Below are 21399 nucleotides of genomic sequence, written 5' to 3' on the forward strand. Positions count from 1 at the left end.
GAGTCTAACGTCCCCGCGGACCCGCCTCGTCACGCCCAACGTCCTGTTCCACCACAGGCGTAGGTGCGAGATCCTGGTAAACGGCCTGGTCAGCGGCCAGTGCGGCCCTCGCCCGCCGGACTGTGACATGAGCCAGGTCGAGGGGCTGGACGTCCAGGACGTGACGTCCGGCGGACAGGACGAGACCGACCAGCCACTCCTCGTCACGCCCCTCCACCACCGCCGTAATGGTGCCGTCGGGGTTCGTGGTGGTCCGCAGGGTCGGGACCTGCTCGGTCAGCCAGCGCCCGGTGGGGCGCAGGTGCAGCGTGGCCGTGGGCCTGGCCCCGGCGGGGCGACGTCGTAGGCGGTGGGGACGGGAGCGCTCCCCCAGGACCCTGGCCGCCAGGACCCGGTCCAGGCGGAAGCTGCGCTCCGCCCCGCTGTCCAGGCACCAGGCCCGCAGGGTGAGGTGGGATCCGTTACTGACCAGCTCCAGGGGGTCCACGTCACGCTCGGTGCGCCGGTCGGTGGCCGAGACGTAGGCCAGGTGCAGGCGGCGGCCCCCGTCCATGGCCTGGCGGACCGCGGCCAGGACGGCGGGGTCGGGCCCGCCTGGCCCGCCTGGCGCCCCGGCCACGGCCCCGGCGGCGTGCGGGTCGGCGCCCAGCGCCCCCGCCAGGGCCTGCCTGGTCCGGGTGATGACGGTACCGGCGTGGGGGTCGGAGGCCAGGAGGTCCTCCAGGACCCGCAGGGACAGCAGGAGGGAGACGGTCTCCTGCGGGGTCAGGCGTACCGGGTGGTCCAGGCCCTGGGAGTCGGTCAGGCGCAGGCGCCCCGCCTCCCAGGCCGTGGCGTCGAAGTCGACCAGGTCGTCGGGCATGCCCCCGGGCAGGCCGGAGAGCCACAGGGTCTCCACGTCCCGGCGGATGGTGGCGGGGCTGACCTGGAAGTGGCTGGCCGCCTCCTGGACGGTGACGCCGTCGTGGTCCGCCACCCAGGTGAGCAGGGCCAGGAGTCGGACCAGGCGCCCGGTGGCGGACTGGCGGGTCATACCCGCCCCCGCCCGGGCAGGGCCCCCGCGCCGTCCGGGTCCGGGGCCCCTGCCGGCAGGGCGGCGGCCCCGGCCAGGTGCTGGAGCACCTGCGCGCGCAGGCAGGCGGGGGCCAGCACCACCACGCCCTCACCGTAGGAGGCCAGGAGGCCCGCGAAGGCCAGGGGGTCGGTGTAGGGCACGCTGACCACGTCCCGCCCGGCCCGCAACGCCGCCTGGTGCAACGCCGCCCCGCAGCGCCCCGTGCCGTCCGGCGGTGGCCCCTGCCCGGGGCAGTCGGTGGCGGGGGCCGCCTCCAGGGCCTGGGCCCGCAGGGCCAGCGCCCGACGGGGGGCCAGGGCCAGGGTCGCGACCAGTGCCGTCGGCTCGCGCGCCGGGGCCGGTGGGGTGAAGGCCCCGGGCGGGCCCACCGGGGTGACCGGCCCCGTGATCCGTGTCAGCCGGTACCGGCGTACCTGCCCCACCGAGGTGTCCACCCCCTGGAGGTACCAGGCCCCCTCTGACAGGTGCAGCCGGTGCGGCTCCACCCGGCGCGTCCGGGGCCCCTGCCCGGGGCCGGCGTAGTCGAAGGTGACCACCTGGCGCTGGACGACGGCGGTGGCCAGGGCGGTGGGCACCTGCTGACCGGCCAGGTCCAGGCTCAGGGCGGGCAGGGCGTCCGGGGCCCCCGGCTCCGCCACGGCACGCAGCTTGGTCAGGGCCCGGTGGGCGGCCTCGGGCAGGTCCCCGTCCCTCCACGCGGAGGCCGCCAGGGTCAGGGCCGCGGCCTGTGCGGCGTCCAGGTGCAGCGGTGGCAGGGCGTCGCCCCGGGGGACCCGGTAGCACAGGGCGCCCTTCGTGCCGGTCACGACGAGGGTGATCCCCAGGTCCCGCAGGACCGCGATGTCCCGCTCGAACATGCGGTAGGCGGCCTGCGGTGAGGTGGCGTCGTAGCCGGAGACCTGGCTGATGACGTCCTGGGGCCTCATCCCGTCCCGGGTGTGCCGCAGCGCCAGGAGGAGGTTGATCTGGCGCTCCTGGGTCGGGACGGTCTGGCTCACGGCCCACAGCCTAGCGGGCAGGAGCCGGAAGAGGTACGGGGTGGCCCTAGGGGCGCCCGGTCGCGCCCGCCAGGAGCGCCCGGGCGTGGCGTCCGGCGGCCGCGGCGGCAAGGAAGGCCGCCTCGTCCTGCTCCAGGCCGCGCCCCATGGTGGACAGGCGCAGGCCCGTCTGCCGCTGCGCGGCCTCCAGGACCTCGCGCAGCCCTGAGGTGCTGACCGCAACCAGGCGGTGCCGCTGCCCCTCCCGCGGCCCGCAGAGCCCCTGGGCGTCCCGGCGCACGCGCGCCGCCAGGCCGTCGCCGGTCTCCTCCAGCTCGGGCAGGACCACGTCGGCACCGGCCAGGGCGACGCGCCCGTAGGCGGTCAGGGAGTGGTGGGAGACGCCGCGGTGCCGGTCACGGGCGTCCGCCTGCGAGACGCGCAGGCAGGCGACCGGGCGCCCGCCCAGGGTGGCGACGGCGTTGACGGCGTCCCCGCAGGCCACGCCGGAGAAACCCCAGGGCGTGTCCGTACCGAGGTTCCCCGGGCCCTGGGCCACCACGACGACGTCGGCCCCCAGGACGTGACGGGCCGCCAGGAGGGCGTTGTGGAGGCTGGCGGCCTCGACGTCACCGCCCCAGGCCTGTCCGGCCGTCACGGTCCCGGCCAGCCAGCCCGCCCCGGTCAGGGCCGCCACGGTGCGCGAGTAGGGCAGGGGCAGGGCGCCGCCGTCGGTCATGACGTAGACCACGCGCGGTGCCGCCTCGCCGCGGCCCGGGAGCACGCCCGCGGCACCCGCCCTGACCCCCGCGACCACGGCGGGGAGACTGGAGTGCAGGTCGGCCACGACCACGGGCACACACCCCAGGGTGAGGGTACCCACCGGCGCGGACAGGAGCCGGTGGTGGGGCGTGTCCTGCTCGTCGACCCCGGTGACCATGACCTGGTCGGGCATGTAGCGGGCCTTGACCAGGTGGCCGCCGGGGGCGGGGTCCTCGGGCAGGACGGACAGGCGGGCGGCAAGCATGGCGTGGCCGCCGGTGCCCAGGCCCCGGGCGAGGGCGGAGACCTCGAGGCGGACGGCCTCGCCGACCTCCGGCAGCCCGGTGAGGGTCTCGTAGGCCACGGCCCGGACCACCGTGCCCGCCAGGAGCGTGTCGGCGCCGGCAGGGGCGCGGGTGACCTTAACCACGAGCTCGGCGCAGCGTCTGGGCCTACTGCCCCAGATCCGCCGGACCCCGCCCACCTCGCCATCACGCCACATCATGGGACCAGCCTAGCCCCGGCCGCCACGGCAAGGCGCCACCGGGTGCACTAGGCTCAGCGCCATGAAGACGTTCGAGGACCTTTTCGCCGAGCTCCAGGCCAAGGCGGCCAGCCGTCCCGAGGGCTCGGGCACGGTGGCCGAGCTGGACCGGGGCGTGCACTTCATCGGCAAGAAGCTCGTGGAGGAGGCCGCCGAGGCGTGGATGGCCTGCGAGCACGAGCCGGACGAGGCCGCCTGCGAGGAGATCAGCCAGCTGCTCTACCACGTCCAGGTCATGATGCTGGCCAAGGGCTACACCCTGGCGGACGTCTACCGGTTCCTGTGAGCACCGGCCCACGCCACCCCCACCTGCCAGGAGCGTCCATGCTACGTATCGCCGTCCCCAACAAGGGGTCCCTGTCCGAGCCCGCCACCACCCTGCTCAGGGAGGCCGGCTACCGTACCCGCCGCACCGGCCGGGAGCTGGTGCTGGTCGACCAGCCCAACGACGTGGAGCTGTTCTTCCTGCGCCCGCGTGACATCGCCGTCTACGTGGGGCAGGGCACAGTCCACGCGGGCATCACCGGACGGGACCTGCTCCTGGACTCCGGGGTGGAGGCCGTGGAGCACCTGGCGCTGGGGTTCGCCCGCTCCACCTTCCGCTTCGCCGCACCGGCCGGGACCATGAGCGCGCTCGCGGACGTGGCCGGCAGGCGTATCGCCACCTCCTACGACGTCCTGGTGCGTGGCTTCCTGGCCAGCAGGGGCATTGAGGCCACCACCGTCCACCTCGACGGCGCCGTGGAGTCCTCCGTCCAGCTGGGGGTGGCCGACCTCATCGCGGACGTGGTGGAGACCGGCACCACGCTGCGGGCCGCGGGGCTGGAGGTCTTCGGGGAGCCCATCCTGGCCAGCGAGGCCGTCCTGATCACCACCGGGCGGTACCGTGACGAGCCCGCCCTGGCCACCCTGGTGCGGCGCCTGGAGGGGGTCTTGCGGGCCCGCTCCTACGTGCTCATTGACTACGACGTGCGGGCGGACGACCTGCACCGGGCGACGGCGATCACGCCGGGCATTGAGTCGCCCACCGTCTCCCCGCTGCAGAATCCTGACTGGGTGGCGGTGCGCTCCATGGTGCCTCGCAAGGACGTCAATCGCGTCATGGACGAGCTCTACGAGGTGGGGGCGCGGGCCATCCTGGTCTGTGAGCTCCTGGCTTGCCGGCTGTAGGGGGACGACGCCTGAGCCCCGGGTCCGGTCAGTAGCGTCCGGAGCGGATCTGGTCCAGCATTTCCCCTGCGTCCAAGATCTTTTGGCGCAGGTTCCTGAGGACCTTGTAGTAGCCCGTATTATCACTCACGTAGTGCATAAAGGTCCCCTTCTGCTCATCGGTCATGGAGGACCACGGGATCAGATGATTGTCGTCGTCAACGAAACTACTGTCCTTAGAAAAGGATCTAGACAGGGCCTCCAGGTCAATGGGCCTCCCGTTCATATCCATGAGGGTGCCGCCGTCGGCAATAGCCGCGTACAGTTCCTCCGTCATCCACCTGGCGGCCTCGGTCCTCTTCTCCTTGACGGCGGGCCAGGCCTGCTCGGCATTGTTGGTGGGAAGAAGGCGGTCCAGGCCCCGGGACAGGTAGCTGGGGGCCCCGTCGAGCAGCCAGTCGGCGAGCTTCCTATCGACCAGGTTGCTGTACGGCACCAGGTCGTAGGCCTCTCCGATAATGGATCTCTGTGCCGCGTTCTCCTCGTCCACGGCCTGCGCTACCGACCTGGTCGCCTCGGCGGGTGCGGCGTAGAGGACGGTCAGGAGCATCGCCCATTTCCTGCCCACGTTATCAAGGGGCTGTTTTAGGTACTGGTCCTGTTGTGCGGGGGCGGAGATCGCCTCGGCGAGGTCGCGGGTGTAGCCGTCCTGGGCCGACGCGAGCAGCGTCTTAATGGCCGGGGGCCTGCCGCCCTCGTACTCGTCGTCACGCGGGTCGTCCGGGTCGTGGGGGTCAGTGACCGCCGGGGCGTCAAAGGCGAGATCCTCGAATATGCTACCTCTATTCAATAAACGGAACCTGCTGCTGGGGTCAAACTTGATTACGGTGTCATGCCCCCTTCTTCCTCCGATCACTAACGTATGCACATTTATCGGATAGCGTTCACCGAGAGAATTCGCCATGCCGCTCAGGTGGGGTGAGATAATCGTTCCGGCCCAGGAACGCAGCCGGGAGCTCGCTCGCCCCCAGGCGGGCTCACCGTCGGCCTCCCGCTCGACGTCGTCCTGCGGCGACCCTCGTCTCCAGTCGAGCCCGTCCTGGTAGCCGATCACAAAGTTCGCAGCTATATCGGCGCGGAGCTTGTCGTCGGCCTTCTTGGCGTCGTAAGCGTCCCGGTCCTCCAGGTAGGCCGGGTCGTCCTTACCGCCTGCGTAGGCACTTGGGTCAGGCGATCTCCAGTCCGCGTCCGTGTCCGGATCCGGGCGCGAGGCGTCCGCCAGTACGTCACCAAACGCCTCACCACCGTCCTGGAAGCCGGGGAAGTCCCCGTCCGCCCGGTGCCCGGTAAGGTACCGTGCGGTACTCATGGGGAATGGCTTGAGCATCTCCACTGCGTCGACGTTGAAACCGGTGTCCGAGGCCAGGAAGCCCCGCAGTGCCTCCAGGCGCCGTTCCTCCACGGGGCCCACTGCCGGGTCGGCAGCAGCGCAGAGAGGGTCCGGGGTGTCAGAGAGCAGGTACACGGAGTGCAGGGGATCCATGACCGACCGGTCTGACCCCACCATTAACTCGGTATCTGCCATATCCGCGTGGAAGACCTCGCTCCCGACCTCCTCGTCATGGTCCCAGGTGACTATGTCCGCCGCCATGGAAGGACCTGAGTCATGTTCCTGGTAGAACCCGGCCCCCAGGGCCAGGCCCGGGTTCCTCTGGGCCGCGGCCCCCGTGAGCTGGGAGAACAGGGAGTAGCCCAGGGTCTGGCGCACCTGGCCGAACACCTTGCGCCCGGCCTCCTGGTACTCGGCCACCCGGTAGGCAGCCAGCTCGTCCATGGTCTCACCGTGGGCACCGCGCAGGTCACCACGCACCTGGTCAAAACCGGCCTGCGCCGCCGACCCCAGGTTCACCCCGCCGGTGGACAGCACCAGCACCTCACCCAGCTCGTACAGGATATCCGCACGGGCCCGTCCCGCCGTCGAGTACGGTGAGGGCACTCCCACACGCTCCGCAAAGGCGTACAGCTCGCGAGCCGATACCGTCTCCATGAGGGCGTTCGCCACGAACGGGTCCCCCAGTGCGGGACCGTACTCATCCTGGAAGGTCCGGATCTCCTCGTCGGTCAGGTCGGTGTCCCGCACCACCTGGGCAATAGCAGGGGCGGTCGTGCCCTGCGCGTAGTCCCACGACTCCAGGCCACCACCCACCTGCCCGCTACCGGCCTGACACGAGGGGACAGCGTCCTTCCACCCCGCCTCAGGAACCGGCCCGGGAGCATCAAGGCCCACCAGTGCCGCGACCACCATGACGACTACGACGACGGCAGCGTGGCAGAGGAGGCCGCGATAATCCCACGCAACCGCGACGTACCTGAGCCTCCCTGCGAGCGACAGCACGGCCCTCACGCGGCCCCCTGGTGCGAGGACCCGCCTTGACGCCATGGGCGTTCTGTCAAACTTTGTGTCACTCATTGACGCTGCTTCCTGGTGCGCAGGACAACCGTGACCCGCAGTATAGTGGCAGAAACCCGGTCCCTCTGTCTCAGACGGTCAGCAGCGGGTCGCAGATCGTCTCGGGCGTGACGGCCGTGTCCCCGAGCAGCTGGTGGCTGCCCAGGAAGCTGACCATGCTGGTGACCAGCTCGCGGTCCAGGGCCCCGATGACGCTGCCCTCGTCCGGCTTAATGAGGGCGGCCGTGGCCACCGCCACCTCCCGGGCGTGGGCCGCCTGGGTGGCGTCCACCAGGTCCGGGACGTAGGCCCTGGCAGCCTCCACGGCGGCGTCGGGATCCTCGACGAAGGCGCTCATGCCCCGGGCGGTGGCCACCACGGCGTCGGCCAGCTCCGCCCTGCGCGCCGCCAGCACGCTGGCGCTGGTCACGATGGAGGCGCCCAGGAGGGGGACCGTCTGCGCCACGTCCAGCCCCCGCACCGGGAAGCCCGCCTGGCCCAGCTGCACGGCGTCGTTGTTGGAGAAGCCCACAATGGCGTCGACCTTGCCGGTCATGAGGGCGGAGACCTGGGTGTAGCCGGTCTCCTGCACCGTGACGTCGTCCTGGCTCAGGCCCGCCGTGTCCAGGGCCAGCCTGAGGCCGTACCAGGTCTCCCCGGAGCGGCCGGGCAGGCCCACGGTCCTGCCCCTGAGGTCGGCCAGGGTGGTGACCGGGGAGTCCTGGGACACAATGACCTGGACCGGGTACCTCTGGTAGTAGCCGCCGATCACCACCAGCTCACGGCCGTTGGACGCCGCCACGGCCGCCTCGTCCCCGCCGGCGACCACCGCGTGCTCGGTGCCCGCCAGCAGGGCGTCGAACAGGCCCTCCTGGGCCCCGTGGTGGCGCAGCGCGACGTTGGCGGCGTAGTCGCCGTTACGCAGGGCCAGGTAGGCGGGGGCGAACTGGATGTTGGGGGTGTAGGTCAGGCCCAGGGTCAGGGCGTCCGTCCCGCCGGAGCCGGGCGAGGCGGACCGGCTCCTGGCGGCGGTGCCCGAGGCGCAGGCGGCCAGGGCCCCGGCACCGCCCAGGGCCAGGGCGGTCAGGAGACGACGGCGGTTCACGGTGGTCATAACAGGTTCCTTAGACGATGACGACGGGGACGAAGGGGCCTGGGCCGCGAGCGCGCAGGTGGCTGGCGTGCCTGGCCGGTGGTGCTCAGGTGGCGCGGCGGCCGCGGAGGGCGGAGACGGTGCGGCTGCGGTGCTCCAGCTCGGTGAGGGCCCAGTGGATGGTGGTGGCCAGGGTGCACAGCAGGGTGATGGTGGAGAACAGGCCGGTGGTGTCGACGGCGTCGCGCTGGGAGGACAGCAGCAGGCCGAGTCCTGTGCCGCCCATGGTCATCTCCCCTACGACGGCTCCGGTGATGGACAGGGTGAAGCCGGTGCGCAGGCCGGTGAGGACGGCTGGCAGGGTCATGGGCAGTTCCATGTAGACCAGCATGCTGGTGCCGTGGGCGCCGTCGAGGCGGGCGGCGTCGATGATGTCGGTGTCCAGTCCGCGTAGGCCCAGGAGGACGGTGACGGTGATGGGGAAGAAGACCATGAAGGCGCACAGGATGACTACCGGGAGGGTTCCGTAGCCGATCCACAGGACCAGCAGGGGGGCGATGGCGATGGCGGGTACTGCCTGGCTGGCGGCCACGTAGGGCAGGGTGGCGCGGGAGAAGAGGCGGCAGTGGTGCAGGGTCCAGGCCAGGGGCAGGGCCAGGGCCGCGGCCAGTAGGCAGCCCAGGAGGGCCTCGTGCAGGGTGGTTGCGGCGTAGTCCAGTAGGTGGGCTCGGGTCAGTCCCAGCCACAGGCGGTGCAGGACGGCTGTGGGTGCGGGTAGGAAGACGGCGGGTACGGAGCCTGAGCGGGTGGTGAGGTCCCAGGTCAGGAGCAGGGTCGCGCCTAGTGTCAGGGCCGGCCAGGGTGGGCGGTGGGTGTGTCGGGGGTGGTGTCCCCGGGGGCGCCGGGTGCTGCCGGTGCTGCCGGGGTGGGTGGGTGGTGGTGTGGGGTCCTGGTGGTTGGCCGGGTGTTCAGGGTGGGTTGTGGTGCTCAATGGGGCCTGCCCTTCCTCGGGGGCGTCCCCGGGACAGTCCGGGGTGAGGGCGCAGGCGCCAGGTGCCCAGGGCCCTGTTTGCGCAGGGTCCTGGGCGCCTCGTGTCTCCTCCCATCCGGACTCTCACCGTCGGTGCCGGGGTTCCACCGGCTCAGCCGGTCACGTCACCCCGGCGGGGTGGTGTGGCCGGGTCGCGGACTGTTACCGCCGGCTCGGACTTTCACCGACCCCGGAGCACGTTGCTGGGCAGCAAGACTACCGGGTGTCACGGTTATCGCCAAGGTGACGTCTCGCGTGTGACTGATCGCACCTTGTTCCTGGTGGGGTGGGGTTGGTCGGGGGTGACGTCGCGGTCACGGCTGGTGTACGCGCGCCGGGGGCCCTTGTCGGTCCTGGTTGTCAGGGCTCATCGGCGGCGACCTGTGTGGTCGCGGGGCCGCATGGGCCTGGCGGAGGCCGTAGAGTAGGTGGCGCCGTGGTGATTACCTGTTTCTGGAGGTTCCTGTGTCCGTCAACCTGGCCCGACCGCGTCCCCCTTTCCCTTACGACCTCCTTCCCCCGGTTCCTGCCTTTGAGTTGGCATCGGCGGATCTGAGTGAGGGCGCCCCGGTGCCGGAGCGTTTTACCGCCCTGGGTCAGGGGGTCTCCCCTGAGCTGCACTGGTCGGGGTTCCCGGGGCGGACGCGGTCGTTTGCCGTGACGTGCCTGGATCCTGACGCCCCGACGGGGTCGGGGTGGTGGCACTGGGTGGTGGTGGACCTGGCTCTGTCCACCACCTGCCTGGCGCAGGGGGCGGGGGCCTCTGACCTGGGTCTGGACGGTGCCGCCTTCCATGTGCGTGGGGACAATGGTGAGCACGCCTACTTCGGGCCCTGCCCGCCTGCGGGGGACGGGGTGCACCGTTACGTGTTCGCGGTCAGTGCCCTGGACGTGGAGAGCCTGGAGCTGGACGAGGACGCTACTCCTGCGGCGGTGGGTTTTACCGTGGTCCACCACTGCATCGCCCGTGCCACCCTGACCGCCACCTTTGAGGTCCAGGGGGTCGATGGCGCCGCCCCCTTCCTGCGGGACGCCCAGTGACCCCGACGATCACTACCGCCCAGACCCGTCGTCGGCGTCGCCTGGACTCCGTCAACGCCGCCTCTCGTGGCTCGTCGCGTGCGGCCTCCCGCAGCGTCTCGCGCTCGGGGCGTCACGAGCGTCGTCCCCTGGCCCTGGTCACGGGTGCCACTAGTGGGATCGGGCTGGCCGTGGCCCATGACCTGGCTCATGACCACGACCTCATCCTGCTGGCCCGTACCGCCTCGGACCTGGAGGACCTGGCGCGTCTGCTGCACCGGGAGACCGGTTGCCTGGTGACTACCTGTGCGGTGGATCTGACCCTGGACACGGATCTGGCCCAGGCGATCGCCGAGCTGGGCGTGGAGAGCCTGGACGTCCTGGTCCACTCCGCGGGGGTGGAGGGGCCCGGGGTCGTGGAGGGGCTCAGTCCCGCCCGGTGGCGTGACGTGCTGGACCTGGATCTGGTGGCGGTGGCTCATCTCACTAGTCTTCTGCTGCCGGCTGTACGTGACGCCCAGGGGCTGGTCGTCTTCATTAACTCGGGGGCCGGTCAGCACTCCTGGCCGGGGCAGGCCCTGTACTCGGCGGCCAAGCACGGGCTGGTGGCCCTGGCTGACGCCCTGCGTGAGGAGGAGCGCGGTCAGGTGCGGGTCACCTCGATCTACCCCGGGCGGGTGGACACCCCCATGCAGAAGCGTCTGCACCGTCATGCGGCGCCGCTGACCAGCTCGGGGCGGCGTCGGCCCTACCGGGCCAGGGACCATATGCGGCCGGGTTCGGTGGCCTCCTGCGTGCGTCTGGCCGTGAGTATGCCGCACGACACGATTGTGGAGGATCTGAGTGTCCGCCCGGAGAAGGCCGGCCGCTAAGGGGGTTCAGCGCCCGCCGGTGAAGCCCAGGGTGTGCCAGGCGTGGTACAGGCCGATGGCGGCGGAGTTGGCCAGGTTGAGGGAGCGGTTGCCCTCTACCATGGGGATGCGTACGCGTGCGGTGACGTGGGGGTCGTCCATGACGGCCTCGGGCAGCCCGGTGGGTTCGGGGCCGAACAGCAGGGCGTCGTCGTCCTGCCAGTCCACCTGGGTGTACAGGGTGGTGGTGTGGGAGGTGAAGGCGTAGATCCGTCCCGGGATCCTCTTCAGGCAGTCCGTCCAGGTGGGGTGGACCAGGGTGTGGGCCAGGTCGTGGTAGTCCAGGCCCGCCCGGCGCAGCTTGGAGTCCTCCATGTCGAACAGGGGGTCGACCAGGTGGAGCCAGGCCCCGGTGTTGGCGCTCAGGCGTATGGCGGCCCCGGTGTTGCCCGGGATGCGGGGCTCGTAGAAGATGACGTGCAGCACGGGGTCATCCTGCCACCGGCCTCCGGGCCCGGGGCCGGGGGCGTCCGCCCTGGTCGACGCCGCCCCGGGGGGTAGGCGGTCGCATATCCTCGCGGTCATGACCACCTCCCACGTCCTGACCGCCCCGCCCCTGGAGGGCGACGTCGTCCGTCTTGAGCCGCTGCGCGCCTCCCACGTGCCCGGCCTGCGCCAGGCCGCTGACGGGGCGGGGCCGGGCGCCTGGGCCACCGTCCCCACCCCGGAGGAGGTGGAGGCCTACGTGGAGCACAGCCTGGGGCGGCGCGCCACCGGGTGCTACTGGCCCTACGCCCAGGTCGACGCCGCTACCGGGCGGGTCCTGGGGCACACCGCCTACCTGACGCCGCGGTGGATGCCGGACGGGCGCCTGTTCGCCGTCGAGGTCGGGTCCACCTGGCTGGCCCCGGCCGCCCGGGGCACGGCCGTCAACCCCGCCGCCAAGCTCCTGCTGATGACCCAGGCCCTTGAGGGCTGGGGCGTGGACCGCCTCGACATTAAGACCGACGCCCGCAACGAGGTGGCCCGCCGGGCTGTCGCGGCCACGGGGGCGTGCCTCGAGGCCGTGCTGCACGCCTGGCAGCCCTCCCTGGCGCCCGGTGAGCAGGGGCGGGTGCGGGACACGGCCATGTACTACGTGACGCCCGACACCTGGCCCCGGGTCAGGGCCCGTCTGGAGGAGCGTGTCGCCCGCCACCTGGCTGCCGGCTGACGCCGTCCGGCCGCCGGCGCGCCGGTGGCTTGCACGCGGGTGCGCCGGGGCTGGGCGGCCTCGGGGGCGGGCGGCGGGGCACCTGCGTGCCCGGCTGCGGGGTCCTAGCCCAGGGAGTCCAGGACGATATTGAGGCCCTCGCCCATGGTGGGGTGGGTGATGACGGCGTCGCGCACCTGGCGCCAGGTCAGGCCGCCCAGCATGGCCATCTGCACGCTGGTGACCACCTCGCTGGCCTCGGGGCCGATGACGGCGGCGCCCAGGATCTTCTCGGACTCGGCGTCGACCACGACCTTGTAGAAGCCCTCGGTGCGTCCCAGGGTCCTGGCGCGCGGGACGGCGGCGGTGGGGGTCCTGGCCACGCGCACCTCGTGCCCGGCGGCGCGGGCCTGCGCCTCGGTGAGGCCCACGTGCCCCAGCTCGGGCGTGGTGAAGACGGCCCAGGGGACCAGGCGCCCGGAGGTGGAGGCCTCCTTGCCCGCCAGCAGGTCGCGCAGGATACGGAAGTCGTTCCAGGAGGCGTGGGTGAACTGCGGGCTCCCGGCCACGTCGCCTGCGGCGTAGACGCCCTCGGCGCTGGTGCGCAGGTGGTCGTCCACCTTGATAAAGCCGCGCCCGGTGGTCTCTACCCCGGCGGCCTCCAGGCCCAGGTTCGCGGTCACGGGGGTGCGTCCCAGGGCGACGAGCAGGTGGGAGCCGGTGGCCTCGCGACCGTCCTGGGCGGTCACGACGACGCCGCCCGGGGCGGCGCCCACCCGCGTGGCGCGGGCCCCGGTGAGGACCGTGACGCCGAGGGCCTCCAGTCCGGCGGTGACCTCGGCGGCGACGTCGGCGTCCTCACGGTCCAGGACGTGCTCCCCGGCGTGCAGGAGCGTGACCGGCACGCCGAGCAGGCCCATGAGGGAGGCCATCTCCACGCCGATGACGCCGCCTCCCAGCACCACCAGGCGGCTGGGCAGCTCGGGCAGGGCCAGCAGGTCCTCACTGGTCCAGTAGGGCACGCCCTCCAGCCCCTCGATCGCGGGGACGGACGGCGTGGTGCCGGTGTTAATGAGCACCCTGGCCCCGCGCACGCGCCGGGTGGAGCCGTCGGTCAGCGTGATCTCCACGGTGCGCTCGGCGACGAAGCGGGCGGTGCCGCGCACGAAGTCCATGCCGGAGGCGGGGAACATCGTCTCGTGGGCGGCCACCATGGCGCCCACGACGCCCTCCTTGCGCGCCCGCAGGGCGGCCAGGTCGATGCGGGCCCGCTCCAGGGCGGCCGTCCCGCCGTCGGCCTCGGGCAGGGTGACGCCGTGGGTACCCGCACCCTGGACGTCGTGCAGGACGCGGGCGGCGGAGATGAGGGTCTTGGTGGGGATGCAGGCCACGTTAATGCAGGTCCCGCCGACCTTGTCGCGCTCGACCATGACGACCCTGTCCCCGGCCCTGGCGCGCAGCATCGCCAGGGACTTTCCCGCCTTGCCGCCGCCGACGACGAGCAGGTCGACATCCTCGGTCGTCTCGGCCGGCCCGGTCGGGACGGCGGGGTCGGGGGCTGCGGCGGGCGTGTCGACGTGAGTCACAGCGGTTCTCCTTGCACTCGATTCTCGATAGGCGTGAACCATGAGATCGGGGCGTTTCATTCCCGACGGCGAGTGACGCCGGTCGCGCCGCGCCATGAGGGATCTCGCCGCCGTGTCACGGCCCCGAAGTCCCAGGATGCCGGGCTCCGGGCGCCTACCTTGCCCCTATGAGCACTCCGCCCTCCTCGGCCCTTCCTCACGACGCCGACGCCGACGCCCCGGCCGATGCCGCCGACGCCGACGCCGCCGCCTCCCCCCTGACCCCCGCCGCCGAGCTGGCCCGCATCGCCACCTACCGGCCCGACCTGCACGCCGTCCTCGCCACGAACCCGTCGACGTACCCGGGCCTCGTGGACTGGCTGCGGCAGTCCGAGGACCCCGCGGTCCAGGCCGCGCTCGCGGCCCGCTTCGCACACCCCGGGGCGGCGCCGGCGCCCCCGCCGCCCCCGGTCGCCGTCTCGGCGCCCAGCTCCCCCGGCCACAGCCTCGGCGCCGGTCGCCGTCTCGGCGCCCAGCTCCCTACCGGCACTGCCGCCCGGGGCGGGCACGCCCGCCTCGGGGAGCTTCGCCGTCCCGGGCCCGCAAACCGCCGGATACCCCGCGGCGGCTGTGCAGCCGGCGCCCGCCGCCCCCGCGCCGCCGCGCCGCCGGGCCTCACGGCCCGTCATCATCACCGTCGTCGTCCTCGTCATCAGCGGTGCGGTCGTGCTGGGACTGCACCTGCTGCGCGGGGACTCCGCGAACGGGCCCACCGCCCCCTCCAACAGCTGGGCGAAGGGCTCCCACAAGGCCTGGGACATGGATGTCGGCGAACGGTCGATGCTCATCGGCGATAAGGACCAGCTCGTCGTCGCCGATATGGACTCGGATTACAAGATCACGACGGTGACCGCCTATGACGTCTCCGGCGACAAGCCCAAGAAGAAGTGGTCCACGGATCCCCGCACCGACTCCTTCTACCTGTCCTACTGGGGCGACTACGTCGTCGCCGGAGACATTCTCATCAAGGCCGACACCGGCAAGACCACCGACGCCCCCTGGCATAATAACCCCACCATTGTCGGCGCCTACGCATTCTCCTGCGACCGCAAGGACCGGTGCACCGGCTGGAGCGCCGCGAAACCGGACCAGAAACTGTGGGAGGCCACCGTCTCCGGCAGCTCCGACTTCCAGGGCATGCCCTCCGCGAGCAGATCCACCTATGGCCGGAATTAAACAAAACGGTATTCTGGGGTGGCTTCTGCGGGGTTCCTGGTTGACGTCTTCGGAGTATCTCGTGCAGGATTGTCTCGTGCAGATCGACATGACGAACGAGGAGCGGGACATCCTCATCAGGTGGAAGAAGCGTTCGGACACCCACAAGCTGGTTCGGACGGGGGCGGAGGCGATTGTGTACGCCGCCCGTGGCGTCGGCCTGGACATTATCGCGGAGATGGTCGAGCGGACCGAGAAGACGGTACGCGAGTGGCTCTCGGAATGGCGGAGGTACAGGCTGGGATCCGTGGTGACCGGTCACGCCGGAAACGAGAACGCGGCGAAGCTCAGGAGGGCGCAGAAGGAGGAGCTGGAGGAGATTCTCAGTAAGCCACCATCGGAGTCGGGAGTCAGAGCAGAGTTCTGGGACGTCCCGGCTCTCAGGGACGTCGTGCAGATCAGGTTCGGCGCCTGGTACAGGTCGGACTCCTCCTGACCTGCTGCTCATGCGCTTCCTGGGCACGGGCCTCTGCTTCCCCGACCCGTTCGGGGGCGCCGCGACGAGGAGGCCATCACCAGGCGGATGACCGGGACCCGGCACCAGGTCAACGACCTGCTCCAGGAGGGCTGGGAGGTCTACACCGTCGACGAGGTCCGCGCCCGCCACGAGGCCGAGACAAGGCGCATGTGGCTCCCCAGAGGAAGGAGGACAAAACTGTACGTGGACCGTGAGAAGGCGAGCCAGTCGTTCTTCGGGGCACCGGGCCTGACGACCAGGAAAATGAGGATCTACCCCGTCGAGGGAAACCAGAACACCGAGCAGACCATCCTCATGACGGGGCCGCCTCCAACGAGAGACCGACGAGGGAAAGAAGATCGCCGTCGTCCTGGACAACGCCAGGTTCCACCACGCCAGGGCCCTGACCGACCTCTACGCCCCCGGCCAGGCCCCGGACGCATAACACCCATCTACCTTCCCCCCTACGCCCCCGACCTTGGGTCCCACGGAACACGTACGGGACGCCGCCAAGAACCAGCACCGCCAACCTCCAACGCGACACCCCGGAGAAAACCTTCACGGCCTTCACCACCTACATCACCAACCGCACCTTCGACTACGACCTCGAGCACCTCCCAGTCACACCACCACACACCGATCTTGTTTAATTCCAGCCATACCAGGGGGACGGCAAGTTCATTACGCAGGCCTCCGAGAGCAGTTGGATCAACGTGGTCACCGGCGACGTCTACGACTTCGATACGACCAGTTCGGATTTCGTCTTCGCCCTGGCCGACGGCTGGTGCAAGTACAACTACATAAAGGAGCGGTTCACGATCCTATCCCCCACCGGCGAGGAGCGCGAGAGCTTCGACGGGGAGTACCCCGAGAACGTTTACGCCGCGCCCACCCTCGACCACCCTCTCATGAGCGCGGCCGAATTCAAATCCTTCATCCAGGACGAGGACGTCAGCTGGGCGAAGATCAAGATCACCACCACCAGGAACTCGAGCAGCAGCTGCCCGACCAAGCTCACGATCGGCAAGTCGACTTTCAAACCGGCCAACGAGTCGGGAGAATGCTACGAACCGGACGGCGTCGTTCTGTACTCCCCGTCCTCGGACGGGTCGGTGCTCATGCGAGTGTCCACCGATCCGACGAGCACGTCCACGGGCATGTGGCTCAGCGGCGCGTGGACCGTCAAGGACGGTGAGACCATCGACTTCCCCGGCAACAGCTTCGACGAGGGAACCGTCTTCTACCTCGTCAATCCCGAACTCATCGTGGCCCGTGACACGAGCGGAGAGCTCACCGCCTACCGCCCCGGCAAGAAGTAGGCCGGGCGGGGCGAGCCGCGCCCCCGGTCGCACCTCCGCGGCCGGGCGGCGGGGCAGAAGTACAAGAAATTGTGTACTCGCGGGCGCCGGGCGGGGGCGCGCGTCCCCATACCATGTGGGCATGACCGCCTCCCCATCGTCCCCAGCCGACCCGCCGGGCCCGTCGTCCCAGCCGTCCCCAACCAACTCGGGTGCGGCCGGGTCCGACGCCGACGCGGACCGCCTGGCCGCCTCCTCCCCCTCCACCCCGGCCGCCGAGCTGGCCCGCATCGCCGCCTCCCGACCCGACCTGCACCCCGCCCTGGCCACCAACCCCGCCACCTACCCCGACCTCGTCGACTGGCTGCGCACCTCCCCCGACCCCGCCGTCCAAACCGCCCTCACCCAGCGCACGGCCGCGCCCGCCCAACCAGAACCGACGCAAGCGGCACCGGCACAGGCGAAAGCACCCGCCAAAACGACAGACGCCCCCACGAACCCGTCAACGTCCACCGCGCCCGCACCGACCGCCAAGACGAAGCGAAAGACCAGGCTCCCGCGCCCCGCCGTCATCGCCGTCGTACTCGTGACCGTCCTCGTTCTAAGCAGCGCGGCCTGGGCCGGGATCCGCTTCTTGGGAGCGGGGAGCTCGCCTGTGTCCGGACCGGCCGAGAACGCGTCGAAGACCCCCTCGGCCGGCCCGACCACGAATGTGGCCGTGCCCGACGCCGCCTGGGCCGACGGCGCCCACGAGGCGTGGAGCCTCGACGCCGGGGAGAAGGAGAGGACCTCGATCACCGTCGTCGACGATCAACTCTTCGTCACCACATACACTCCGGAATCCACTCCCGCCTCGATGATCGCCTACTCCATCTCCGGCGCCGAGCCGGAGAAGCAGTGGGAGACCCAGATGCGCGACATGGAAGGATATCAGCGCGGCGTCTGGGGCGATTATCTTATCGTCGGCGGCGAACTCATCAGTCGCTCGGACGGCCAGAACACGCGTGCGCCGTGGTCCGATCCCGACGTCCTCATCGTCATCAATGACACGGCGATCGCCTGCCGCAAGTCGAACGCCTGCGAGGCCTGGAGGTCCTCCGACCCCGCCTCCCGGGTGTGGAGCATCACCGCCGAGGGCTGGCAGGCGCTCCTCGGCATCGACGGAATGAGATTCGACTCGCGCACGAACGTCCATGCCGGGGAGCGCACCATTATCGCCCTGTCCCCGAAGACGCTCGTGGACGTCGACACCGGGGAGACCTTCGACCTGAGTTCGGACGATTACACCTCCGTGACCGCCACCACCGATGGCTGGGTCGCTTACAACGGCAGTGAATACACGATCCTGTCCCCCACGGGCGAGAAGAAAGACACTTTCCGAGCCGGAAGCGGGTGGGATCCGGATAAACAGTTCGGGGCGACGCCGTCGCAGGAGTGGCCCTCCAGCGAGCAGTACCGCGGGCACGTCGAAGAGGGGGACCTCTCCTGGGCCGAGGCTTCCGTGAGCTACACCGGCCTGGGAAAGGACGGGTGCGACGTCAGCATCAGCTTCGACGGGACCACGATTGAGAGCAGGATCGAGTCGACGGGCACCAATTGCATGACATATCCCTCCGTCTACTCCCCCTCCGAGGGCGGGGAAGTCATGATGGCCCTGCTGGACTCGCCGTTCTCCCCCGAGTCCGCCCGTATTATGAAGGCCTGGACGCTCGCCGACCAGCGAGAAATCACCTTCCCCGGATCGAATACGGAGAAGAGCATCTTCTACCTCGCCAACCCCTCCCTCATAATCGCGTTGGACTACCAGAGCGGGCGGGTCACGGCGTACGCGCCGGGGAAGGGATGACTGACCGCGGCCGACCCGGCCCTCAGGCCGACTCGCCGCGCGCCAGACCCCGCAGGACGTACTGGAGAATGCCGCCGTTGCGGAAGTAGTCGGCCTCGCCGGGGGTGTCGATGCGCACGGTCGCGTCGAAGGAGACGACCGACCCGTCGGCCTTCGCCGCCTCCACCTTCACAGTCCGGGGCGTGACGCCGTCGTTGAGTGCCGTCAGCCCCGTGACGGTGAAGGTCTCGGTGCCCTCCAGGCCCAGGCTCGCGGCCGACTCACCGGCCGGGAACTGGAGGGGGACCACGCCCATGCCAATGAGGTTGGAGCGGTGGATGCGCTCGAAGGACTCGGCGATGACCGCCTTGACCCCCAGCAGCGCGGTGCCCTTGGCCGCCCAGTCACGTGAGGAGCCGGACCCGTACTCCTTGCCGCCCAGCACCACCAGGGGGACGCCCGCGGCCTGGTAGGCCTGGGAGGCGTCGAAGATGGACTCCTGCTCACCGGTGAGGAAGTTGCGGGTGTACCCGCCCTCCACGCCGTCAAGCAGCAGGTTGCGCAGCCTGATGTTGGCGAAGGTGCCGCGGATCATGACCTCGTGGTTGCCGCGGCGCGAGCCGTAGGAGTTGAAGTCGCGGCGGGCCACCCCGTGGGCGGCCAGGTAGCGGCCCGCCGGGGAGTCGGCCTTGATGGCGCCAGCCGGGGAGATGTGGTCGGTGGTCACCGAGTCGCCCAGGAGCGCCAGGACGCGGGCTCCGGCGATGTCGCCCACCGGGGCCGGCTCCATGGTCATCCCCTCGAAGAAGGGGGCCTTGCGCACGTAGGTGGACGCCTCGTCCCAGGCGAAGGTCCGCCCCGCCGGGGTGGGCAGGCCGCGCCACCGCTCGTCGCCGGCGAAGACGTCGGCGTAGTCGCGGGTGTACATCTGGCGGTCGATGGTGGCGTCGATGGTGGCCTGGACCTCGGCGGGGTCGGGCCAGATGTCGGCCAGGAAGACGTCACGGCCCTGCGTATCGCGCCCCAGGGGCTGGGTGGCGAAGTCGAAGTCCATGGTCCCGGCCAGGGCGTAGGCGATGACCAGCGGCGGGGAGGCCAGGTAGTTCATCTTGACGTCGGGGTTGATACGCCCCTCGAAGTTGCGGTTGCCGCTGAGCACCGAGACCACCGCCAGGTCGGCGTCGGCCACGGCCGCGCTGACCTCGGCGGGCAGCGGCCCGGAGTTGCCGATGCACGTGGCGCAGCCGTAGCCCACCACGTTGAAGCCCAGCGCGTCCAGGGCCGGCCACAGCCCGGCCTTGGCGTAGTAGTCGGTGACCACCTGGCTGCCCGGCGCCGTGGAGGTCTTGACCCACGGCTTGCTCCTCAGCCCCCGGGCCACCGCGTTGCGGGCCAGCAGGCCGGCGGCCACCATGACCGACGGGTTGGAGGTGTTGGTGCACGAGGTGATGGAGGCGATGGCCACGTGCCCGTGGTCGAGCTCGGTGACCGTGCCGTCGGCCAGGGTCACCGGGGTGGGCCGGTGGGGCTGGGCGGCGTAGGCGGGCAGGGTCGCCTCGAAGGACTCCTTGGAGCGGGAGAGCTCAATACGGTCCTGGGGGCGCTTGGGCCCGGCGATGGAGGGCACCACGGTGGACAGGTCCAGCTCCAGGTACTCGGAGTAGACCGGCTCGCGCCCCGGGTCGTGCCACATGCCCTGCGCCCTGGTGTAGGCCTCCACCAGCGCCACCTGCGCCTCGTCCCGGCCGGTCAGGCGCAGGTAGTCCAGGGTGACCTCGTCAATGGGGAAGATCGCGGCGGTGGAGCCGAACTCGGGGCTCATATTGCCGATGGTGGCCCGGTTGGCCAGCGGCACGGCGGCCACGCCCGCCCCGTAGAACTCCACGAACTTGCCCACCACCCCGTGGGCGCGCAGCATCTGGGTGATGGTGAGCACGACGTCGGTGGCGGTGGCCCCGGCCGGGATGGAGCCGGTGAGCTTGAAGCCGACCACCCGCGGGATGAGCATGGACACGCTCTGCCCCAGCATGGCGGCCTCGGCCTCAATGCCCCCCACGCCCCAGCCCAGCACGCCCAGGCCGTTGACCATGGTGGTGTGGGAGTCGGTCCCCACGCAGGTGTCCGGGTAGGCCTGGACCGTGCGCGCCCCGTCGGGCCCGACCACCTGCCTGGTGAACACGGTACGGGCCAGGTACTCGATATTGACCTGGTGGACGATGCCGGTGCCCGGGGGGACCACCCGGAAGTTGTCCAGCGCCCCCTGCCCCCAGCGCAGGAACTGGTAGCGCTCGGCGTTGCGCTCGTACTCACGCTCCTTGTTGGTCTCCAGGGAGGAGGACAGGCCGAAGGAGTCGATCTGCACGGAGTGGTCGATCACCATCTCAGCGGGCGCCAGGGGGTTGATGACCGCGGGGTCGCCGCCCAGGTCCGCCACGGCCTCGCGCATGGTGGCCAGGTCCACGATGCAGGGCACGCCGGTGAAGTCCTGCATAATCACGCGGGCAGGGGTGAACTGGATCTCGGTGTCCGGCTCGGCGGCGGGATCCCATGTGGCCAGGGCGCGCACGTGGTCGGCGGTGACGTTGGCCCCGTCCTCGGTGCGCAGCAGGTTCTCGGCCAGGACCTTGAGGCAGTAGGGCAGGCGCCCCAGGCCGGGGACGGCCTCCAGGCGGAAGATCTCGTAGTCCGTACCGGCTACGCTCAGGGTGCTGCGGGAGGCGAAGGTATCCAGGCTCACCGGTCTGACTCCTGTTCTGGCAAGGGGATCCTGCTGGCTCAGCAGGCGAGGAACCCCGTCACCATAGCCGACGCCCTGTGACACGGCGTCAACACGGCGT

18 protein-coding genes, 1 pseudogene and 1 riboswitch are annotated in these 21399 nt (G+C 70.8%); of the genes and pseudogenes, 10 read left to right on the forward strand and 9 right to left on the reverse strand.

Features of this window, described 5'->3' with window-relative positions:
• Positions 1–4 precede the first annotated feature (4 nt).
• Genes C3V41_RS03115 through C3V41_RS03125 form a run of 3 tightly spaced genes read right to left on the reverse strand, consistent with a single transcriptional unit; the run spans position 5 to position 3319 of the window.
• Positions 5–1033 carry a helix-turn-helix transcriptional regulator gene (locus C3V41_RS03115; protein ID WP_106109062.1) on the reverse strand — a complete coding sequence of 343 codons (1029 nt, stop codon included), beginning with the start codon at positions 1031–1033 and terminating at the stop codon, positions 5–7.
• A complete protein-coding gene (locus C3V41_RS03120) occupies positions 1030–2073 on the reverse strand; it encodes a helix-turn-helix transcriptional regulator (RefSeq protein ID WP_254423659.1) in 1044 nt (347 codons plus the stop codon). Before C3V41_RS03120 ends, C3V41_RS03115 begins: the two co-directional genes overlap by 4 nt.
• 46 nt (positions 2074–2119) lie before the next feature.
• Positions 2120–3319: a DUF3866 family protein gene (locus tag C3V41_RS03125; protein WP_106109063.1), complete on the reverse strand. Its 1200-nt coding sequence runs from the start codon at positions 3317–3319 to the stop codon at positions 2120–2122.
• 61 nt (positions 3320–3380) lie between these two features.
• Between C3V41_RS03125 and C3V41_RS03130 the strand changes: the two genes are divergently transcribed.
• Complete coding sequence (locus tag C3V41_RS03130) at positions 3381–3644, forward strand: phosphoribosyl-ATP diphosphatase (RefSeq protein WP_106109064.1); 264 nt, start codon at positions 3381–3383, stop codon at positions 3642–3644.
• A gap of 38 nt (positions 3645–3682) precedes the next feature.
• Positions 3683–4528 carry an ATP phosphoribosyltransferase gene (hisG, locus tag C3V41_RS03135; RefSeq protein WP_106109065.1) on the forward strand — a complete coding sequence of 282 codons (846 nt, stop codon included), beginning with the start codon at positions 3683–3685 and terminating at the stop codon, positions 4526–4528.
• 28 nt (positions 4529–4556) lie between these two features.
• Here hisG and C3V41_RS03140 read toward each other — a convergent pair whose 3' ends face one another.
• From C3V41_RS03140 to C3V41_RS03150, 3 genes are all read right to left on the reverse strand, one after another.
• A complete protein-coding gene (locus tag C3V41_RS03140) occupies positions 4557–6812 on the reverse strand; it encodes a hypothetical protein (RefSeq protein ID WP_129591467.1) in 2256 nt (751 codons plus the stop codon).
• Positions 6813–7047: 235 nt separating this feature from the next.
• Positions 7048–8070: an ABC transporter substrate-binding protein gene (locus C3V41_RS03145; protein ID WP_106109067.1), complete on the reverse strand. Its 1023-nt coding sequence runs from the start codon at positions 8068–8070 to the stop codon at positions 7048–7050.
• An 85-nt stretch (positions 8071–8155) separates the two neighbouring features.
• Positions 8156–8899, reverse strand: a complete 744-nt coding sequence (locus C3V41_RS03150; RefSeq protein ID WP_106110629.1) for an ABC transporter permease — start codon at positions 8897–8899, stop codon at positions 8156–8158.
• A 239-nt stretch (positions 8900–9138) separates the two neighbouring features.
• Positions 9139–9281: riboswitch (FMN riboswitch) on the reverse strand.
• Positions 9282–9544: 263 nt separating this feature from the next.
• On the opposite strand from C3V41_RS03150, the gene C3V41_RS03155 reads away from it, so the two are divergent.
• Together C3V41_RS03155 and C3V41_RS03160 are read left to right on the forward strand one after the other, a co-directional pair.
• Positions 9545–10120 (forward strand): YbhB/YbcL family Raf kinase inhibitor-like protein, encoded by a 576-nt coding sequence (locus C3V41_RS03155; protein WP_106109068.1) that lies wholly within the window; start codon positions 9545–9547, stop codon positions 10118–10120.
• Positions 10117–10971 carry an SDR family oxidoreductase gene (locus C3V41_RS03160; protein ID WP_174714750.1) on the forward strand — a complete coding sequence of 285 codons (855 nt, stop codon included), beginning with the start codon at positions 10117–10119 and terminating at the stop codon, positions 10969–10971. The genes C3V41_RS03155 and C3V41_RS03160 overlap by 4 nt, the downstream gene beginning before the upstream one ends.
• 6 nt (positions 10972–10977) lie before the next feature.
• Here C3V41_RS03160 and C3V41_RS03165 read toward each other — a convergent pair whose 3' ends face one another.
• Positions 10978–11436 (reverse strand): tRNA (cytidine(34)-2'-O)-methyltransferase, encoded by a 459-nt coding sequence (locus tag C3V41_RS03165; protein WP_106109069.1) that lies wholly within the window; start codon positions 11434–11436, stop codon positions 10978–10980.
• Positions 11437–11533: 97 nt separating this feature from the next.
• Between C3V41_RS03165 and C3V41_RS03170 the strand changes: the two genes are divergently transcribed.
• Positions 11534–12163 carry a GNAT family N-acetyltransferase gene (locus C3V41_RS03170; protein ID WP_106109070.1) on the forward strand — a complete coding sequence of 210 codons (630 nt, stop codon included), beginning with the start codon at positions 11534–11536 and terminating at the stop codon, positions 12161–12163.
• 104 nt (positions 12164–12267) lie between these two features.
• Here C3V41_RS03170 and C3V41_RS03175 read toward each other — a convergent pair whose 3' ends face one another.
• Positions 12268–13605: a dihydrolipoyl dehydrogenase family protein gene (locus tag C3V41_RS03175; protein WP_254423712.1), complete on the reverse strand. Its 1338-nt coding sequence runs from the start codon at positions 13603–13605 to the stop codon at positions 12268–12270.
• A gap of 290 nt (positions 13606–13895) precedes the next feature.
• Here C3V41_RS03175 and C3V41_RS14485 point away from each other — a divergent pair.
• The 5 genes and pseudogenes from C3V41_RS14485 to C3V41_RS03210 all read left to right on the forward strand — a co-directional run.
• Positions 13896–14123 (forward strand): annotated as a pseudogene (locus C3V41_RS14485) (variant leucine-rich repeat-containing protein); the annotation flags it as partial.
• Positions 14124–14337: 214 nt separating this feature from the next.
• Positions 14338–14943: a hypothetical protein gene (locus tag C3V41_RS03185; protein ID WP_106109073.1), complete on the forward strand. Its 606-nt coding sequence runs from the start codon at positions 14338–14340 to the stop codon at positions 14941–14943.
• Between the two features lie 76 nt (positions 14944–15019).
• A complete protein-coding gene (locus tag C3V41_RS03190) occupies positions 15020–15418 on the forward strand; it encodes a helix-turn-helix domain-containing protein (protein ID WP_106109074.1) in 399 nt (132 codons plus the stop codon).
• 734 nt (positions 15419–16152) lie between these two features.
• On the forward strand, positions 16153–16758 hold the full coding sequence (locus C3V41_RS03200; RefSeq protein ID WP_106109075.1) for a hypothetical protein: 606 nt from the start codon (positions 16153–16155) through the stop codon (positions 16756–16758).
• Between the two features lie 121 nt (positions 16759–16879).
• Positions 16880–18583, forward strand: coding sequence for a variant leucine-rich repeat-containing protein (locus C3V41_RS03210; RefSeq protein WP_165271568.1), 1704 nt, complete (start codon positions 16880–16882; stop codon positions 18581–18583).
• Between the two features lie 22 nt (positions 18584–18605).
• On the opposite strand, the gene acnA is transcribed toward C3V41_RS03210, so the two are convergent.
• Positions 18606–21299 carry an aconitate hydratase AcnA gene (gene acnA / locus C3V41_RS03215; protein WP_106109078.1) on the reverse strand — a complete coding sequence of 898 codons (2694 nt, stop codon included), beginning with the start codon at positions 21297–21299 and terminating at the stop codon, positions 18606–18608.
• Positions 21300–21399 lie beyond the last annotated feature (100 nt).

It is taken from the genome of Actinomyces sp. oral taxon 897 (assembly GCF_002999235.1).
In the GTDB taxonomy this organism is placed as follows: Bacteria; Actinomycetota; Actinomycetes; order Actinomycetales; family Actinomycetaceae; genus Actinomyces.

Coding starts and splice junctions, on each gene's coding strand:
- C3V41_RS03115 (WP_106109062.1), bottom strand. CDS start 1,033: ATGACCCGCCAGTCCGCCACCGGGCGCCTGGTCCGACTCCTGGCCCTG.
- C3V41_RS03125 (WP_106109063.1), bottom strand. CDS start 3,319: ATGATGTGGCGTGATGGCGAGGTGGGCGGGGTCCGGCGGATCTGGGGC.
- C3V41_RS03130 (WP_106109064.1), top strand. CDS start 3,381: ATGAAGACGTTCGAGGACCTTTTCGCCGAGCTCCAGGCCAAGGCGGCC.
- hisG (WP_106109065.1), top strand. CDS start 3,683: ATGCTACGTATCGCCGTCCCCAACAAGGGGTCCCTGTCCGAGCCCGCC.
- C3V41_RS03140 (WP_129591467.1), bottom strand. CDS start 6,812: ATGGTGGTCGCGGCACTGGTGGGCCTTGATGCTCCCGGGCCGGTTCCT.
- C3V41_RS03145 (WP_106109067.1), bottom strand. CDS start 8,070: ATGACCACCGTGAACCGCCGTCGTCTCCTGACCGCCCTGGCCCTGGGC.
- C3V41_RS03170 (WP_106109070.1), top strand. CDS start 11,534: ATGACCACCTCCCACGTCCTGACCGCCCCGCCCCTGGAGGGCGACGTC.
- C3V41_RS03175 (WP_254423712.1), bottom strand. CDS start 13,605: ATGCTGCGCGCCAGGGCCGGGGACAGGGTCGTCATGGTCGAGCGCGAC.
- C3V41_RS03210 (WP_165271568.1), top strand. CDS start 16,880: ATGACCGCCTCCCCATCGTCCCCAGCCGACCCGCCGGGCCCGTCGTCC.